Annotated in this window: 14 protein-coding genes, 6 tRNA genes and 3 rRNA genes; 2 read left to right on the forward strand and 21 right to left on the reverse strand. The window is 54.5% G+C overall.

The window, feature by feature from the left end; all coding sequences use genetic code 11:
- Positions 1-217: 217 nt before the first annotated feature.
- The 19 genes from rplL to tyrS all read right to left on the reverse strand — a co-directional run bounded on the left by rplL (position 218) and on the right by tyrS (position 13478).
- On the reverse strand, positions 218-583 hold the full coding sequence (gene rplL, locus LOY36_RS25625) for a 50S ribosomal protein L7/L12 (RefSeq protein ID WP_018925654.1): 366 nt from the start codon (positions 581-583) through the stop codon (positions 218-220).
- Between the two features lie 78 nt (positions 584-661).
- Positions 662-1162, reverse strand: coding sequence for a 50S ribosomal protein L10 (gene rplJ / locus LOY36_RS25630; RefSeq protein ID WP_018925653.1), 501 nt, complete (start codon positions 1160-1162; stop codon positions 662-664).
- A 198-nt stretch (positions 1163-1360) separates the two neighbouring features.
- Complete coding sequence (rplA, locus tag LOY36_RS25635) at positions 1361-2056, reverse strand: 50S ribosomal protein L1 (protein ID WP_007933725.1); 696 nt, start codon at positions 2054-2056, stop codon at positions 1361-1363.
- Positions 2056-2487 carry a 50S ribosomal protein L11 gene (rplK, locus tag LOY36_RS25640; protein WP_007933726.1) on the reverse strand — a complete coding sequence of 144 codons (432 nt, stop codon included), beginning with the start codon at positions 2485-2487 and terminating at the stop codon, positions 2056-2058. Before rplK ends, rplA begins: the two co-directional genes overlap by 1 nt.
- A gap of 117 nt (positions 2488-2604) precedes the next feature.
- Entirely contained in the window at positions 2605-3138 is a 534-nt protein-coding gene (gene nusG, locus LOY36_RS25645) for a transcription termination/antitermination protein NusG (RefSeq protein ID WP_007933727.1), read from the reverse strand.
- Positions 3139-3147: 9 nt separating this feature from the next.
- Positions 3148-3516, reverse strand: coding sequence for a preprotein translocase subunit SecE (secE, locus tag LOY36_RS25650; RefSeq protein WP_007933728.1), 369 nt, complete (start codon positions 3514-3516; stop codon positions 3148-3150).
- A gap of 45 nt (positions 3517-3561) precedes the next feature.
- Positions 3562-3637 (reverse strand) — tRNA-Trp (locus LOY36_RS25655).
- A gap of 174 nt (positions 3638-3811) precedes the next feature.
- A tRNA-Thr gene (locus LOY36_RS25660) sits at positions 3812-3887 on the reverse strand.
- Between the two features lie 26 nt (positions 3888-3913).
- A tRNA-Gly gene (locus LOY36_RS25665) sits at positions 3914-3987 on the reverse strand.
- A 24-nt stretch (positions 3988-4011) separates the two neighbouring features.
- Positions 4012-4096 (reverse strand) — tRNA-Tyr (locus LOY36_RS25670).
- Positions 4097-4239: 143 nt separating this feature from the next.
- Positions 4240-4680: a hypothetical protein gene (locus LOY36_RS25675; protein ID WP_019650827.1), complete on the reverse strand. Its 441-nt coding sequence runs from the start codon at positions 4678-4680 to the stop codon at positions 4240-4242.
- A 7-nt stretch (positions 4681-4687) separates the two neighbouring features.
- Positions 4688-5437 (reverse strand): pantothenate kinase, encoded by a 750-nt coding sequence (locus LOY36_RS25680; RefSeq protein ID WP_258671298.1) that lies wholly within the window; start codon positions 5435-5437, stop codon positions 4688-4690.
- Entirely contained in the window at positions 5427-6386 is a 960-nt protein-coding gene (gene birA / locus LOY36_RS25685) for a bifunctional biotin--[acetyl-CoA-carboxylase] ligase/biotin operon repressor BirA (RefSeq protein ID WP_019650825.1), read from the reverse strand. Before birA ends, LOY36_RS25680 begins: the two co-directional genes overlap by 11 nt.
- 135 nt (positions 6387-6521) lie before the next feature.
- A 5S ribosomal RNA gene (gene rrf / locus LOY36_RS25690) occupies positions 6522-6637 on the reverse strand.
- A 149-nt stretch (positions 6638-6786) separates the two neighbouring features.
- Positions 6787-9678, reverse strand: a 23S ribosomal RNA gene (locus tag LOY36_RS25695).
- A gap of 245 nt (positions 9679-9923) precedes the next feature.
- A tRNA-Ala gene (locus tag LOY36_RS25700) sits at positions 9924-9999 on the reverse strand.
- Between the two features lie 29 nt (positions 10000-10028).
- Positions 10029-10105: transfer RNA gene (locus tag LOY36_RS25705), tRNA-Ile, on the reverse strand.
- Positions 10106-10187: 82 nt separating this feature from the next.
- Positions 10188-11726, reverse strand: a 16S ribosomal RNA gene (locus LOY36_RS25710).
- The 16S, 23S and 5S rRNA genes sit together here with 2 tRNA genes alongside, the layout of an rRNA operon.
- Before the next feature lie 552 nt (positions 11727-12278).
- Entirely contained in the window at positions 12279-13478 is a 1200-nt protein-coding gene (gene tyrS / locus LOY36_RS25715; RefSeq protein ID WP_007941670.1) for a tyrosine--tRNA ligase, read from the reverse strand.
- A gap of 210 nt (positions 13479-13688) precedes the next feature.
- On the opposite strand from tyrS, the gene LOY36_RS25720 reads away from it, so the two are divergent.
- Together LOY36_RS25720 and LOY36_RS25725 are read left to right on the forward strand one after the other, a co-directional pair.
- On the forward strand, positions 13689-15107 hold the full coding sequence (locus tag LOY36_RS25720; protein WP_019650356.1) for a peptidoglycan DD-metalloendopeptidase family protein: 1419 nt from the start codon (positions 13689-13691) through the stop codon (positions 15105-15107).
- Positions 15108-15110: 3 nt separating this feature from the next.
- Positions 15111-16202: an anhydro-N-acetylmuramic acid kinase gene (locus tag LOY36_RS25725; protein ID WP_026345948.1), complete on the forward strand. Its 1092-nt coding sequence runs from the start codon at positions 15111-15113 to the stop codon at positions 16200-16202.
- A gap of 73 nt (positions 16203-16275) precedes the next feature.
- On the opposite strand, the gene erpA is transcribed toward LOY36_RS25725, so the two are convergent.
- Together erpA and argC are read right to left on the reverse strand one after the other, a co-directional pair.
- The gene (gene erpA, locus LOY36_RS25730; protein WP_007906865.1) at positions 16276-16626 is read right to left on the reverse strand and encodes an iron-sulfur cluster insertion protein ErpA; all 351 of its coding nucleotides are present in this window, start codon (positions 16624-16626) and stop codon (positions 16276-16278) included.
- Between the two features lie 167 nt (positions 16627-16793).
- Positions 16794-17828, reverse strand: coding sequence for an N-acetyl-gamma-glutamyl-phosphate reductase (gene argC, locus LOY36_RS25735; protein ID WP_019580754.1), 1035 nt, complete (start codon positions 17826-17828; stop codon positions 16794-16796).
- Between the last annotated feature and the right edge of the window lie 2 nt (positions 17829-17830).

Here is a 17830-nt window from a genome sequence, read left to right on the forward strand (position 1 = left end):
CGTTCCCCAGCTTGGTCACCTGCTTGTTTGGCCCCTCCCGACGGGAGCAGCCAGAAAATCGTGCAAACCCCATGGTTTGCGCCACCACATCGGGTGGATACAGCTCGTTACCAGCACCGACCCAGTCGGCTGCCAATAACGGAAAAAGGCCGGTGGCAAGAGCCACCAGCCATCAGCCTTTCGCTTAACGCTCGGGCTGGAGGAGCAAAGTCGATGCTTATTTCAGCTCGACTTTAGCGCCTGCTTCTTCCAGAGCTGCTTTGGCTTTGTCAGCTGCGTCTTTGGCAACAGCTTCCAGAACCATGGCAGGAGCGCCGTCAACTACAGCCTTGGCTTCTTTCAGGCCCAGACCGGTCAGCTCACGTACAGCCTTGATCACGTTAACTTTCTTCTCGCCAGCTTCGGTCAGCATGACGTTGAATTCAGTTTGCTCTTCAACAACAGCGGCAGCAGCAGCTGGACCAGCAGCAGCAACAGCAGCGGTAACGCCGAAGGTTTCTTCCATTGCTTTGATCAGCTCAACAACTTCCAGAACGGTTTTCTGGCCGATTGCTTCGATGATTTGTTCGTTAGTCAGAGACATGACTTGAATCCTGTATTGGGGTGACAGCTTACGCAGCCATCAAATTAAACATATGATTTTGAAAGGTCTCGCTGTGCCTTAGGCAGCAGCAGCTTCTTTCTGGTCGCGAACGGCTGCCAGGGTACGAGCCAGCTTGCTGGTAGCGCCTTGGATCACGCTCATCAGTTTCGCAATAGCTTCGTCGCGGGTCGGCAGGGTAGCCAACACGTCGATCTGGTTAGCGGCAAGGAACTTGCCATCAAACGCAGCTGCCTTGATCTCGAACTTGTCCTGACCCTTGGCGAACTCTTTGAAAATCCGGGCAGCAGCGCCTGGATGTTCTTTGGAGAATGCAATCAGGGTAGGGCCGGTGAACACGTCGTTGAGGACACTGAATTCAGTGTCAGCAACAGCGCGCTTGAGCAGGGTGTTACGTACGACACGTACATAAACGCCAGCTTCACGAGCCTCTTTACGGAGTCCGGTCATCGCGCCTACTGTTACGCCACGGGCATCAGCCACGACAGCGGACAGAGCGACTTTGGCAGCCTCGTTGACTTCAGCGACGATGGCCTTCTTGTCTTCGAGTTTAATTGCCACGGGTTTAACTCCTGCTTGTTACCGTTTCATCCAGTCGAAACCGGATGTCGTTTTGGTGTCTGATTCGGTAAGGAACCGGGAGCACCATCTGCGTAGGCTTGAGGTTTAAGACTTGCGTCGCCTACGGTCTTGGATAGCCCCCGCCAGGCAGGGACCCCAATCTTTCAATTGGCGCAATTACTTGCGCCAACCTGCGTCTTACGCGTCGAGCGAACCCTGGTCGATGACCAGACCTGGACCCATAGTAGTGCTCAGGGTAACGCGCTTGACGTAAATACCTTTCGAGGAAGCTGGCTTGATACGCTTCAGATCAGCGATCAGGGCTTCAACGTTTTCCTTCAGCTTGACGGCATCGAAGCCGACTTTGCCAACGGAAGTGTGGATGATGCCGTTTTTGTCGGTGCGATAACGAACCTGACCAGCCTTGGCGTTTTTAACCGCGGTAGCTACGTCTGGAGTTACTGTGCCGACTTTAGGGTTAGGCATCAGACCACGTGGACCGAGGATCTGACCCAACTGACCTACAACGCGCATTGCATCCGGGGATGCGATCACTACGTCATAGTTCAGGTCGCCGCCTTTCATTTCGGCAGCCAGGTCGTCCATACCTACACGGTCAGCGCCGGCAGCCAGAGCGGCCTCGGCAGCTGGACCCTGAGTGAACACAGCAACGCGAACGGTCTTGCCGGTACCGTGCGGCAGCACGGTAGCGCTACGAACGACCTGGTCGGATTTACGCGGGTCAACACCCAGGTTCACAGCTACGTCGAACGACTCGCTGAACTTGACAGTCGACAGCTCGGACAGCAGAGCAGCAGCGTCTACAAAGTTGTAGGCCTTGCCTGCTTCGATTTTGCCGGCGATAGCCTTTTGACGCTTGGTCAGCTTAGCCATTACACACCCTCCACGTTAAGGCCCATGCTACGAGCAGAACCGGCGATAGTACGCACGGCTGCTTCCATATCAGCTGCAGTCAGATCCGCGTTTTTGGTTTTCGCGATTTCTTCCAGCTGAGCACGAGTCACAGTGCCAACCTTAACGGTGTTCGGACGAGCGGAACCGCTAGTCAGACCAGCAGCCTTCTTCAGCAGAACCGAAGCAGGAGTGGATTTGGTTTCGAACGTGAAGCTACGGTCGCTGTAGACAGTGATGATCACTGGAGTCGGCAGACCTGGCTCAAGACCCTGAGTACGGGCGTTGAAAGCCTTGCAGAATTCCATGATGTTCACGCCGTGCTGACCCAGAGCAGGACCAACAGGTGGGCTTGGGTTAGCCTGAGCGGCCTTCACTTGCAGCTTGATGTAAGCGGTAATCTTCTTGGCCATGAGGCACTCCAATTACGGGTTCAAACGCCTCGAAAGGCTCCCCGGTTACTTGCGCGTTTATCCCAGTGACGACAAAACCCCACAGCCTAGGGCTGCGGGGTTGGGATGCTTGCTCAGCTAGACCTTTTCGACCTGGCTGAACTCCAACTCTACCGGAGTAGAGCGACCGAAAATGAGCACCGCCACTTGGATCCGGCTCTTTTCGTAGTTAACCTCTTCAACCGTGCCGGTAAAATCGGCAAACGGCCCGTCGTTGACACGTACCGACTCACCCGGCTCGAACAACGTCTTCGGCTTCGGCTTGTCGCTACCATCAGCAACGCGACGCAGAATCGCTTCTGCTTCTTTATCTGTGATTGGTGCAGGCTTGTCGGCAGTACCACCGATGAAACCCATCACCCGAGGAGTATCCTTGACCAAGTGCCAAGTACCCTCGTTCATGTCCATCTGAACCAGCACATAACCAGGGAAGAATTTGCGTTCGCTTTTGCGCTTCTGGCCATTACGCATTTCAACCACTTCTTCAGTGGGAACCAGAATTTCGCCGAAGCCATCTTCCATGCCAGCCAGCTTTACGCGCTCGATCAACGAACGCATGACATGCTTCTCGTAACCGGAGTAAGCATGCACAACGTACCAACGCTTAGCCACGGGACACCCTTAGCCGACGATCAAGGAAACAAGCCAACCGAGCAGGGAATCAAGCCCCCACAACAGCAACGCCATAACCAGAACAACAGCCACAACGATCAACGTGGTCTGCGTAGTTTCTTGGCGAGTTGGCCAAACGACTTTACGAATCTCGGTGCGCGCTTCCTTAACCAGTACAAAGAAAGACTTGCCCTTAACCGTCTGCAGGCCTACAAAGGCAGCTACAGCAGCAATGACCAGCAAAGCGAGCACGCGGTACAGGATCGGCGAAGCAGAGTAATACTGATTGCCAACAACGCCAACAATCACCAAAGCAACTACTACCAGCCACTTGAGTAGATCGAAGCGAGAGCCTTGAGCTTCAGCTTTAGGAGTCATCTATGAAGATCCTGTGAAAAGAAAGCCAGACACACCTGGTGAATCTGGCAGGTCAGGAGGGAATCGAACCCCCAACCTACGGTTTTGGAGACCGTCGCTCTGCCAATTGAGCTACTGACCTAAAACAAAATCAGGCCGACCATTATGCCGGCCCGAAAAAGACTTTACAACAATTTACTCATCGATCCTGGCCATGCACACCAGCACCAAAGACGCACAACACCCTCTCAGGCAACAACGCGCATCTACAAGCCATTAAAACAAAGGCAGATATTTTCATATCTGCCTTGTTATATGGAGCTCTTGAGCGGATTTGAACCGCTGACCTCACCCTTACCAAGGGTGTGCTCTACCAACTGAGCTACAAGAGCGTAACACTTTGCAGGACCTGCAAACCTGGAGCGGGTAGCGGGAATCGAACCCGCATCATCAGCTTGGAAGGCTGAGGTTCTACCACTAAACTATACCCGCGGAGCTTGCAGCTCTCGCTAAAAATGGTGGAGGGGGAAGGATTCGAACCTTCGAAGTCGTAGACGTCAGATTTACAGTCTGATCCCTTTGGCCGCTCGGGAACCCCTCCTAAGCGAGCCGGCATTCTATACTATGCCAGCCTTCTGTCAAGCATTTTCTCATTAAAAACCTGAGGTTAGCTGCGTTGACCTCGCTTCGCACCGTCAACCTTTAAAAGGTCTTCACTGCGAAGCGGGCGCCATTCTATGCAAACTATTCGACAGGTGCAACCCCCTCACACGGCATTATTTTATGTTTTAACTCATTGAATTCTTTAGAAAGGCTTTGCAACTGCAAGTCGTCCAGCAAACGCCGGCTTTCCGGCGCCACACGCACCCAGTAACCCGCATATTCAGGGAGATCCTTCGGCAAGGGCTGAAACTTGATGTCCATGCCACTCAATCGATGCTCGACTGCCTGAGCGACTTCCTGCCGGGCAGAACCGCCCAGATAGAGACAACTGCTTTCCGTCTGCGTGGATTTTCCTTTGTCTCGGGTCGTATCAGTCGCCTCGCTCAACAAACGAATGTCCTGCTGAGAGCCCCGATACATACTCAAGGGGGTTACATCCTTCGCGCGAAGCGGAGCCTCCTGTTGGTGCCAGACGTAATAGAACACATTGAGAACAAGCAGCAGCAGGAACAACCAACGCATAAAAACCTCAAGACAAGGGACACGCCATAGCCAACCCTACAAACACCAAATCTGGAACCACCCTGGCCCCAGGCACAACCTCGGAGACCAGATCAGCATCTCCTCCTGTGAGGAATACAGCGAAATCCTCCCCCCAATAGCTGCGCGCCAACTCTAGCTGAGCCTGAACAAAGCCTCTCAACATCAGCAAGCAACCTCGCTCGACCGCCTCGACGGTAGTACGCCCAGGAACAAGACTCTCCAAAGCGCGCTCGGCAGCAAGGTCGCCATAGCGGATTCTACGGGTATGAGTACGCAACTGGTTACGCATTAAGGGCATTCCCGGACAGATGAAGCCTCCAAGATGCTCGCCATCCCTAGCGACAAAATCAGCCGTGACTGCGGTACCGAAGTCGAGCACCAGACAAGCACCTGAAGCCAGGTGAAATCCTCCGAGCATTGCAAGCCAGCGATCAAGCCCTAGCCGCTCGAACTCTTCATAGCCATTACGAACCCCGGACATTTCGCGAGCCGGCGTAGCGCACACTACGGAAACACCGAAAGTCTCTGACAACAAAGAGATCAAGGCTCCGGTTTCTTCAGCGGTTCTGACGCTCACTAACCGACAATGCTTGAGAGCGAGCCCCTTGAGCCCCTTCAAACTCTCAAGCAGCGCGAGATCCGAATCAACGACACCCTCACCAACCACCCGCCCGACATCCACGCCGAGCACACGCCACTTGATGAAACTGTTTCCACAATCGAGCTCAAGAATCATCACGCAACCTCAGGCTGAGCTCACCACCACTAAAGACTTTTTCCACGCCATTCACCTTCAAGCGCAAGGCACCCTGACCATCGATACCCAACACCTCTCCATCTATCTGACTAGCTCCAGCAATCAACGACACGGCGCGCCCCTGCCATAGATGATTTTGCTCCCACTCCGCCCGGATAGCCGGAAATCCGTCGACCTGGTGGCGACTCAAGTAGGCCCGGAGCATCACGCCCAACTTCGCAACCAGGTGATTGCGATCAACCGCCTTGCCCGACTCGAGCCGCATGGACGTCCACTGCTGGTCAACCTCATCAGTCATCTGCATGTTCACATTGATCCCGACACCGATCACTACGTGACACACATCTGCAGGATCGCCCACTAATTCGAGCAATATTCCAGCAATTTTTTTCTGACCAACCAGAACATCATTAGGCCACTTCAACCCCGCGCCTGAAATACCAAGCTCTCGCAAGGCCTGCAGTACGGCGAGCCCAACAACTAGACTCAAGCCTTCCAGCTGCCGCATCCCACCCTCAATGCGCAACACCAGGCTGTAATAGATGTTTTCTGCGAACGGACTCACCCACTTGCGTCCACGCCGTCCGCGACCAGCCGTTTGCCGCTCGGCAAGCACCAGAAATGGCGCGATCTGGCCACGTTCGATAGCGCGCAAGGCTTCAGCATTGGTTGAGTCAATTGAGTCGAGGACCAGGATGGGCCACTCACAGGAAGGCTCACGCGCGCATATCTCGACAGGATCAAGCAGCGTCAATGGCGCAGCCAGCTGATAGCCGCGACCGCGCACTTTATGAATGGATAAGCCGAGCTCAGCCTCCAAATGCTGAAGCTGCTTCCATACAGCGCTACGACTGACGCCCAAGGCTACGCCCAGGGCCTGGCCCGAATGGAATCGGCCATCCTTAAGAAGCTTTAACAACGTCAGCATGCAAGTCTCGCCTCACAATGAGGCCCGCATGATAGCCATACACCGAGCAGTTGCATAGAAACCCTAAACGTCAGTTTTTCTGCGGGCAAAACAAAACCCCTACCTGCATACGCAGATAGGGGTTTCGGAATTTAATCTTGACGATGACCTACTCTCACATGGGGAAACCCCACACTACCATCGGCGATGCATCGTTTCACTTCTGAGTTCGGGATGGGATCAGGTGGTTCCAATGCTCTATGGTCGTCAAGAAATTCGGGTACCGAACCGTCTTTCGACGCTTCAGCAAATTGGGTATGCGATAGTTTGTGCGGCTTTTGTGAATGGTTGCGAACTTTCGGTTCATTGCGTCTTCACACACCGCAATCTGGCTCTTAAGCGCAAATTGCTTGGGTGTTATATGGTCAAGCCTCACGGGCAATTAGTATTGGTTAGCTCAACGCCTCACAGCGCTTACACACCCAACCTATCAACGTCGTAGTCTTCGACGGCCCTTCAGGGGACTCAAGGTCCCAGTGAGATCTCATCTTGAGGCTAGTTTCCCGCTTAGATGCTTTCAGCGGTTATCTATTCCGAACATAGCTACCCGGCAATGCCACTGGCGTGACAACCGGAACACCAGAGGTTCGTCCACTCCGGTCCTCTCGTACTAGGAGCAGCCCCTCTCAAATCTCAAACGTCCACGGCAGATAGGGACCGAACTGTCTCACGACGTTCTAAACCCAGCTCGCGTACCACTTTAAATGGCGAACAGCCATACCCTTGGGACCGGCTTCAGCCCCAGGATGTGATGAGCCGACATCGAGGTGCCAAACACCGCCGTCGATATGAACTCTTGGGCGGTATCAGCCTGTTATCCCCGGAGTACCTTTTATCCGTTGAGCGATGGCCCTTCCATACAGAACCACCGGATCACTAAGACCTACTTTCGTACCTGCTCGACGTGTCTGTCTCGCAGTCAAGCGCGCTTTTGCCTTTATACTCTACGACCGATTTCCGACCGGTCTGAGCGCACCTTCGTACTCCTCCGTTACTCTTTAGGAGGAGACCGCCCCAGTCAAACTACCCACCATACACTGTCCTCGATCCGGATAACGGACCTGAGTTAGAACCTCAAAGTTGCCAGGGTGGTATTTCAAGGATGGCTCCACGCGAACTGGCGTCCACGCTTCAAAGCCTCCCACCTATCCTACACAAGCAAATTCAAAGTCCAGTGCAAAGCTATAGTAAAGGTTCACGGGGTCTTTCCGTCTAGCCGCGGATACACTGCATCTTCACAGCGATTTCAATTTCACTGAGTCTCGGGTGGAGACAGCGCCGCCATCGTTACGCCATTCGTGCAGGTCGGAACTTACCCGACAAGGAATTTCGCTACCTTAGGACCGTTATAGTTACGGCCGCCGTTTACCGGGGCTTCGATCAAGAGCTTCGCGTTAGCTAACCCCATCAATTAACCTTCCGGCACCGGGCAGGCGTCACACCCTATACGTCCACTTTCGTGTTTGCAGAGTGCTGTGTTTTTAATAAACAGTCGCAGCGGCCTGGTATCTTCGACCGGCGTGGGCTTACGCAGCAAGTGCTTCACCCTCACCGGCGCACCTTCTCCCGAAGTTACGGTGCCATTTTGCCTAGTTCCTTCACCCGAGTTCTCTCAAGCGCCTTGGTATTCTCTACCCAACCACCTGTGTCGGTTTGGGGTACGGTTCCTGGTTACCTGAAGCTTAGAAGCTTTTCTTGGAAGCATGGCATCAACCACTTCGTGTTCTAAAAGAACACTCGTCATCAGCTCTCGGCCTTGGAATCCCGGATTTACCTAAGATTCCAGCCTACCACCTTAAACTTGGACAACCAACGCCAAGCTGGCCTAGCCTTCTCCGTCCCTCCATCGCAATAACCAGAAGTACAGGAATATTAACCTGTTTTCCATCGACTACGCTTTTCAGCCTCGCCTTAGGGACCGACTAACCCTGCGTCGATTAACGTTGCGCAGGAAACCTTGGTCTTTCGGCGTGGGTGTTTTTCACACCCATTGTCGTTACTCATGTCAGCATTCGCACTTCTGATACCTCCAGCAAGCTTCTCAACTCACCTTCACAGGCTTACAGAACGCTCCTCTACCGCATCACCTAAGTGATACCCGTAGCTTCGGTGTATGGTTTGAGCCCCGTTACATCTTCCGCGCAGGCCGACTCGACTAGTGAGCTATTACGCTTTCTTTAAAGGGTGGCTGCTTCTAAGCCAACCTCCTAGCTGTCTAAGCCTTCCCACATCGTTTCCCACTTAACCATAACTTTGGGACCTTAGCTGACGGTCTGGGTTGTTTCCCTTTTCACGACGGACGTTAGCACCCGCCGTGTGTCTCCCATGCTCGGCACTTGTAGGTATTCGGAGTTTGCATCGGTTTGGTAAGTCGGGATGACCCCCTAGCCGAAACAGTGCTCTACCCCCTACAGTGATACATGAGGCGCTACCTAAATAGCTTTCGAGGAGAACCAGCTATCTCCGAGCTTGATTAGCCTTTCACTCCGATCCACAGGTCATCCGCTAACTTTTCAACGGTAGTCGGTTCGGTCCTCCAGTCAGTGTTACCTAACCTTCAACCTGCCCATGGATAGATCGCCCGGTTTCGGGTCTATTCCCAGCGACTAGACGCCCTATTAAGACTCGCTTTCGCTACGCCTCCCCTATTCGGTTAAGCTCGCCACTGAAAATAAGTCGCTGACCCATTATACAAAAGGTACGCAGTCACCCAACAAAGTGGGCTCCCACTGCTTGTACGCATACGGTTTCAGGATCTATTTCACTCCCCTCTCCGGGGTTCTTTTCGCCTTTCCCTCACGGTACTAGTTCACTATCGGTCAGTCAGTAGTATTTAGCCTTGGAGGATGGTCCCCCCATATTCAGACAAAGTTTCTCGTGCTCCGTCCTACTCGATTTCATGACTAAGAGATTTTCGCGTACAGGGCTATCACCCACTATGGCCGCACTTTCCAGAGCGTTCCGCTAATCTCAAAGCCACTTAAGGGCTAGTCCCCGTTCGCTCGCCACTACTAAGGGAATCTCGGTTGATTTCTTTTCCTCAGGGTACTTAGATGTTTCAGTTCCCCTGGTTCGCCTCTTGCACCTATGTATTCAGTACAAGATAACCATCTTATGATGGCTGGGTTCCCCCATTCAGACATCTCCGGATCAAAGTCTGTTTGCCGACTCCCCGAAGCTTTTCGCAGGCTACCACGTCTTTCATCGCCTCTGACTGCCAAGGCATCCACCGTATGCGCTTCTTCACTTGACCATATAACCCCAAGCAATCTGGTTATACTGTGAAGACGACATTCGCCGAAAATTCGCACTTGCTCAAAGAGCAACTCACAAATTTTACCTTAGCCTGATCCGTTACCAGTGAAAGTAACGTTCAGTCTATCTTTCTATCACATACCCAAATTTTTAAAGAACGATCTAGCCAAAGACTAGAAATCAACATTCACCATCATCACGATGGAATGCTCATTTCTAAGCTTTCAACAACAGAAGCAGTAGTGGTGGAGCCAAACGGGATCGAACCGTTGACCTCCTGCGTGCAAGGCAGGCGCTCTCCCAGCTGAGCTATGGCCCCGTATTTCTACAGGTATTCCCACACAAAATTGGTGGGTCTGGGCAGATTCGAACTGCCGACCTCACCCTTATCAGGGGTGCGCTCTAACCAACTGAGCTACAGACCCAATTTCGGGCTGCTTCGTATCGTCTTCTTCAATGAATCAAGCAATTCGTGTGGGAACTTATGGAGCAGCTGATGTCGTCGATTAAGGAGGTGATCCAGCCGCAGGTTCCCCTACGGCTACCTTGTTACGACTTCACCCCAGTCATGAATCACACCGTGGTAACCGTCCCCCCGAAGGTTAGACTAGCTACTTCTGGTGCAACCCACTCCCATGGTGTGACGGGCGGTGTGTACAAGGCCCGGGAACGTATTCACCGCGACATTCTGATTCGCGATTACTAGCGATTCCGACTTCACGCAGTCGAGTTGCAGACTGCGATCCGGACTACGATCGGTTTTGTGGGATTAGCTCCACCTCGCGGCTTGGCAACCCTCTGTACCGACCATTGTAGCACGTGTGTAGCCCAGGCCGTAAGGGCCATGATGACTTGACGTCATCCCCACCTTCCTCCGGTTTGTCACCGGCAGTCTCCTTAGAGTGCCCACCATTACGTGCTGGTAACTAAGGACAAGGGTTGCGCTCGTTACGGGACTTAACCCAACATCTCACGACACGAGCTGACGACAGCCATGCAGCACCTGTCTCAATGTTCCCGAAGGCACCAATCCATCTCTGGAAAGTTCATTGGATGTCAAGGCCTGGTAAGGTTCTTCGCGTTGCTTCGAATTAAACCACATGCTCCACCGCTTGTGCGGGCCCCCGTCAATTCATTTGAGTTTTAACCTTGCGGCCGTACTCCCCAGGCGGTCAACTTAATGCGTTAGCTGCGCCACTAAGAGCTCAAGGCTCCCAACGGCTAGTTGACATCGTTTACGGCGTGGACTACCAGGGTATCTAATCCTGTTTGCTCCCCACGCTTTCGCACCTCAGTGTCAGTATCAGTCCAGGTGGTCGCCTTCGCCACTGGTGTTCCTTCCTATATCTACGCATTTCACCGCTACACAGGAAATTCCACCACCCTCTACCATACTCTAGCTCGACAGTTTTGAATGCAGTTCCCAGGTTGAGCCCGGGGATTTCACATCCAACTTAACGAACCACCTACGCGCGCTTTACGCCCAGTAATTCCGATTAACGCTTGCACCCTCTGTATTACCGCGGCTGCTGGCACAGAGTTAGCCGGTGCTTATTCTGTCGGTAACGTCAAAACAATTACGTATTAGGTAACTGCCCTTCCTCCCAACTTAAAGTGCTTTACAATCCGAAGACCTTCTTCACACACGCGGCATGGCTGGATCAGGCTTTCGCCCATTGTCCAATATTCCCCACTGCTGCCTCCCGTAGGAGTCTGGACCGTGTCTCAGTTCCAGTGTGACTGATCATCCTCTCAGACCAGTTACGGATCGTCGCCTTGGTGAGCCATTACCTCACCAACTAGCTAATCCGACCTAGGCTCATCTGATAGCGCAAGGCCCGAAGGTCCCCTGCTTTCTCCCGTAGGACGTATGCGGTATTAGCGTTCGTTTCCGAACGTTATCCCCCACTACCAGGCAGATTCCTAGGCATTACTCACCCGTCCGCCGCTCGCCACCAGGTACAAGTACCCGTGCTGCCGCTCGACTTGCATGTGTTAGGCCTGCCGCCAGCGTTCAATCTGAGCCATGATCAAACTCTTCAGTTCAAACATCTTTGGGTTTTTAAGAAACCCTAAACTTGGCTCAGCAATCGTTGGTTACATCTTTGATTTCTCGCGGAGTAACTTGTGATGCTGATAATCTTGTTGACTATCAGTCTGACTCCACAAGCACCCACACGAATTGCTTGATTCAGTTGTTAAAGAGCGGTTGGTTAAGATCTTTCGTCTCAACCGAGGCGCGCATTCTACAGCAGCCTCTGTTACTGTCAAGCGGTTATTTTCAGAAGTTTTCAAAGTTTCCCTTGCAACTTCAACCACTTGCGCTTCCGATCTCTCGTTAGCGGGAGGCGAATTCTACAGCGTTAGTCGCTGCTGTCAACACCTCTTTTTCTCCGCTTTCGACCGAGAAGATCGAACCGTCAATAAGGCGACAACACCCTGCCCTACCAACTCCTTCTGGCTTCGATGAACTGAAGCGTAACCGCTGTCGAAAACCGCGTAACTCATTGTTTACCAAGGAGTTTTCCGTTTCGACTGCGCCGGAAGTGGGGCGAATTATAGACGCCCAGGATCTGCCGTCAACCCCTGATTTCAGCTTTATTCGGATTTGAGCGTAATACGCGCAAATGCCTTCTTCCCGGCCTGGCAAACGTGGGTCGCGCCCAGTGCGTATATAAAGGTGCGATCGACAACTTCACCATCTATACGCACACCACCGGAACCCAGAAGGTCACGCGCCACGGCAGAGTTCTTCACCAGACCCGCCTTATTAAGAACAGCGGCGATCGGCATATCTTCGGCAGCGGTCAATTCGATCTCTGGCAAATCATCCGGCAGCTCGCCATCTTTCATACGGTTGCCTGCTGCACGGTGAGCATTGGCCGCAGCCTCCTCACCATGGAAACGCGCAACGATCTCTTCGGCCAACTTGATCTTGATGTCACGCGGATTCGCACCCGCCTCGACGTCAGCCCGCAAAGCATCGATCTCTTCCATGGAGCGGAAGCTGAGCAGTTCGAAGTAGCGCCACATCAGCACATCAGGAATAGAGACCAGCTTGCCGTACATGACACCCGGCGCCTCCTGGATACCGACATAGTTGCCCAACGACTTGGACATCTTCTTCACGCCATCCAGCCCTTCGAGCAACGGCATGGTCAGAATGCATTGAGCCTCTTGACCATAACTACGCTGCAGCTCACGCCCCATCAGCAGGTTGAACTTCTGATCGGTACCGCCCAGCTCGACATCCGCGCGCAAAGCGACCGAGTCGTAACCCTGAACCAGCGGATAGAGGAATTCGTGAATGGCGATTGGCTGATTGGTCGTGTAGCGCTTGTCGAAGTCGTCGCGCTCGAGCATGCGTGCCACAGTGTATTGCGAAGTCAGGCGAATGAAGTCAGCCGGCCCCATCTGATCCATCCAGGTGGAGTTGAACGCCACTTCGGTTTTGGCCGGATCAAGAATCTTGAAGACCTGAGTCTTGTAGGTCTCGGCATTCTCGAGAACCTGTTCACGAGTGAGCGGTGGACGTGTCGCGCTCTTGCCACTCGGATCACCGATCATCCCGGTGAAGTCACCGATAAGGAAGATCACCTGATGCCCCAGATCCTGGAACTGGCGCAGCTTATTAATGAGCACGGTGTGACCCAGGTGCAAATCCGGCGCGGTCGGATCGAAGCCTGCCTTAATACGTAGCGGCTGGCCACGCTTGAGCTTTTCGATCAGCTCGGACTCGACCAACAGTTCTTCTGCACCACGCTTGATCAGCGCTAGCTGCTCTTCAACCGACTTCATAACAGACCTGCAAGACTCGAATTCAAAGGGGACCAACCATACAAGATCGGGCGTCAAATACAAGTTTTGCCCGGCGCACGGACGCCAATCCACGGACAGAGCGTCCGCAGGCTTGCTTCAGAGATGATTTGGTTATATTTTATACAGTTATTTCGTCTTCATCATGTCATTCATCTTTTCCAATTCATTTTTTCAAAGTCAAAATTACTTATGACCAAAGAATCGTCTAAAGCGCCACCGCTTTACCCGAAGACCCACCTGCTCGCAGCAAGCGGTATCGCCGCCCTTCTGAGCCTGGCGCTTCTGGTATTTCCTTCCAGTGATGTTGAAGCCAAAAAGACGACCCTGAGTCTTGAACTGGAAAGCCCTGTAGAACAACTGACACAAGATCAAGACGCCGCCGACGTCGTCCAAGCCACAAATGAGCCGGCAGCCTCCCCTTTCGCGCAGATCGAAAACAGCGCCGAAAATACTCAGGAAGCCGCCCAGGCCGCCCCCGCGCCAGTCGTCGAAGAAAAGAAGGCGCCAGGCCACAGGGAAGTGATCGTTGCCAAAGGCGACACTCTCTCGACATTGTTTGAGAAAGTCGGCCTTCCGGCCACTTCGGTGCATGAAGTGCTGGCCAGCGACAAGCAGGCCAAGCAGTTCAGCCAGCTCAAACATGGCCAGAAGCTCGAGTTCGAACTCGGCCCGAACGGCCAACTGACCAATTTGCACAGCAAAGTCAGCGACACGGAAAGCATCAGCCTGACCAAGAACGATAAGGGTTATACATTCAACCGCATTACCGCCAAGCCCACTGTTCGCACCGCCTACGTACATGGCGTGATCAACAGTTCGCTGTCGCAATCCGCAGCCCGTGCCGGTTTGTCCCATAGCCTGACCATGGATATGGCCAGCGTGTTTGGCTATGACGTCGACTTCGCCCAGGATATTCGCCAGGGTGACGAGTTCGATGTGATCTATGAACAGAAAGTCGTCAACGGTAAAGCGGTCGGTAACGGTCCGATTCTTTCCGCACGCTTCACCAACCGTGGCAAGACTTACACCGCTGTGCGCTACACCAACAAACAAGGCAACAGCAGCTACTACACGGCTGACGGCAACAGTATGCGCAAGGCGTTCATCCGGACTCCGGTAGACTTCGCCCGCATCAGCTCGAAATTCTCCATGGGCCGCAAGCACCCGATCCTGAACAAGATCCGCGCCCACAAGGGTGTCGATTACGCAGCACCGCGCGGCACACCGATCAAGGCTGCCGGCGACGGCCAGGTATTGTTGGCCGGTCGCCGTGGCGGTTACGGCAATACCGTGATTATCCAACACGGCAGTACTTACCGTACGCTGTACGGCCACATGCAGGGCTTCGCCAAAGGCATCAAGACTGGCGGCAGCGTCAAGCAAGGTCAGGTGATCGGCTACATCGGCACCACCGGCCTCTCCACCGGCCCGCACCTGCACTACGAGTTCCAGGTCAATGGTGTGCACGTCGATCCACTGGGTCAGAAGGTAGCGATGGCCGATCCGATCTCCAAAGCTGAACGCTCACGCTTCCTTGCGCAAAGCCAACCGCTGATGGCGCGTATGGACCAAGAGAAAGCCACCCTGCTGGCTTCGAGCAAACGCTAAGCCATGGCGCTCTATATAGGTGTGATGTCCGGGACCAGCCTTGATGGCCTGGACATTGCGCTGATCGAGCAAGCCCCGGCGATCAAGCTGATCGCCACGCATTACATCCCCATGCCCGAATCCCTGCGCGCCGAGCTGCTTGGCTTGTGCGCCAGCGGTCCGGACGAGATTGCCCGCTCCGCCATTGCCCAGCAAAACTGGGTGAAACTGGCCGCACAGGGCATTCACACCCTCCTCGACCAACAAAACCTCAAGCCCGACGACATTCGCGCGATTGGCAGCCACGGCCAGACCATTCGCCACGAACCGGCACGCGGGTTCACGGTGCAGATCGGCAACCCTGCGCTGCTCACCGAGCTGACCGGCATCACCGTGGTCAGCGATTTCCGAAGCCGCGACGTAGCCGCTGGCGGACAAGGCGCCCCATTGGTTCCAGCCTTTCACGAAGCCTTGTTTGAACAGCAGCCCGGTAACCGCGCGGTGCTGAACGTCGGTGGGTTCAGTAACCTCAGCCTGATCGAACCCGGCAAGCCTGTCGCGGGTTTTGACTGCGGCCCGGGGAACGTCCTGCTGGATGCCTGGATTCACCGGCAACGCGGCGACAACTTCGATCGCGATGGCCAGTGGGCCGCCAGCGGCAAGGTTGAACCGGCTCTGTTGAATGAGCTGCTCAGTGATCCGTTCTTTGTCACTCAAGGCCCGAAGAGCACTGGCCGCGAAGTGTTCAATCTGCCATGGCTGATGCAGCATCTGTCACAGCTGCCAACCTTCGCAGCCGAAAACGTACAGGCCACACTGCTTGAGCTGACCGCCCTGACCATCGTCGAGTCATTGCAAAGCGCTCAATCGGATACCCGGGAGCTGCTGGTCTGCGGCGGTGGCGCACACAACGCCACATTGATGAAACGGTTGGCCAACCTGTTGCCGAACGCGAAAGTCAGCAGCACTGCCGCTTATGGTGTAGACCCGGACTGGGTTGAAGCCATGGCCTTTGCCTGGCTGGCTCATTGCTGCCTGGAAGGTATCGCGACCAACCGCCCAAGCGTCACCGGCGCGCGTGGCCTGCGCATTCTCGGCGCCATCTACCCCGCCTGAACCTTAACCCCAGACAGCAAAACGCCGCAGAGTCCTGAGACCCTGCGGCGCTTGTTGATGCGGTGAGTTGCGATCAGATCGAGAACGAAGAGCCGCAGCCACACGTGGTGGTGGCATTCGGGTTTTTGATCACGAAACGCGAACCTTCCAGACCTTCCTGGTAATCCACCTCGGCACCTGCCAGGTACTGGAAGCTCATCGGATCGACCACCAGGCTGACGCCTTCGCGCTCGACAATGGTGTCGTCATCGGCCACTTCTTCATCGAAGGTGAAGCCGTACTGAAACCCTGAACAACCGCCGCCCGTAACGAATACGCGCAGCTTCAAGCGATCATTCCCCTCTTCATCGACCAGGCTCTTCACCTTGTGCGCAGCACCGTGGGTGAATTGCAAAGCCGTGGGGGTGAAGGATTCGACGCTCATGCTGACTATCTCCCGGCGTTACGCCGCCATAATGCGTGATGACGCGCATTATCCGCTTCTCCCAGAAAATCGGTCAACTATTGTTACGGTATATCAATCAACCCAATTGTCAGACCAGAATGCAAAAAGGCCCGTTCAACGGGCCTTTTTGCATTGCGGATAAAGCCTTACGGCAGCATGCCCGCATGGGAAAGGCCCAGGCGCTCATCCAGACCGAAGAGGATATTCAGGTTCTGCACAGCCTGACCCGACGCGCCTTTGACCAGATTGTCGATGACCGACAACACCACCACCAGATCACCATCCTGCGGACGATGCACGGCGATACGGCAAACGTTGGCACCACGCACGCTGCGGGTTTCCGGATGGCTGCCGGCTGGCATTACGTCGACGAACGGTTCGTTGGCATAACGCTTTTCGAACAGCGCCTGCAGATCCACCGAGCGGTCCACGACAGTCGCGTAGAGCGTCGAGTGAATACCGCGAATCATCGGCGTCAGGTGCGGAACGAAGGTCAGGCCAACGTCCTTGCCCGCTGCACGGCGCAGCCCCTGACGGATTTCCGGCAAGTGACGGTGACCTTTTACGGCGTAGGCCTTCATGCTTTCCGACGTCTCGGAGTACAGCGAACCTACGGAAGCGCCACGACCGGCACCACTGACACCGGATTTGCAGTCCGCAATCAAGCGTGTGGTATCGGCCAGACCGGCTTCGAGCAATGGCAGGAAACCCAATTGCGTCGCGGTCGGGTAGCAACCCGGTACAGCAATCAGGCGTGCCTGCTTGATCTGCTCGCGATTGACTTCCGGCAAGCCGTAGACCGCCTCATCCAGCAGTTCCGGCGCACCGTGCGGCTGGCCGTACCACTTGGCCCATTCATCGGCGTCTTGCAAACGGAAGTCTGCCGACAGGTCGATAACCTTGGTTCCGGCAGCCAGCAACTCACCCGCCAGGGCATGGGCGACACCGTGCGGCGTGGCGAAGAACACTACATCGCAAGCCCCGAGGGTCTTGATGTCCGGAACGCTGAACGCCAGGCCGTCGTAATGGCCTCGCAGGTTCGGGTACATGTCGGCCACGGCCAGGCCGGCCTCGGATCGGGAAGTGATCACCACCACTTCTGCCTGCGGATGCTGTGCCAACAGACGCAGCAGTTCGACACCGGTGTAACCCGTGCCGCCGACGATACCGACCTTGACCATAA

The organism is Pseudomonas sp. B21-019, from assembly GCF_024749225.1.
Lineage (GTDB): Bacteria > Pseudomonadota > Gammaproteobacteria > Pseudomonadales > Pseudomonadaceae > Aquipseudomonas.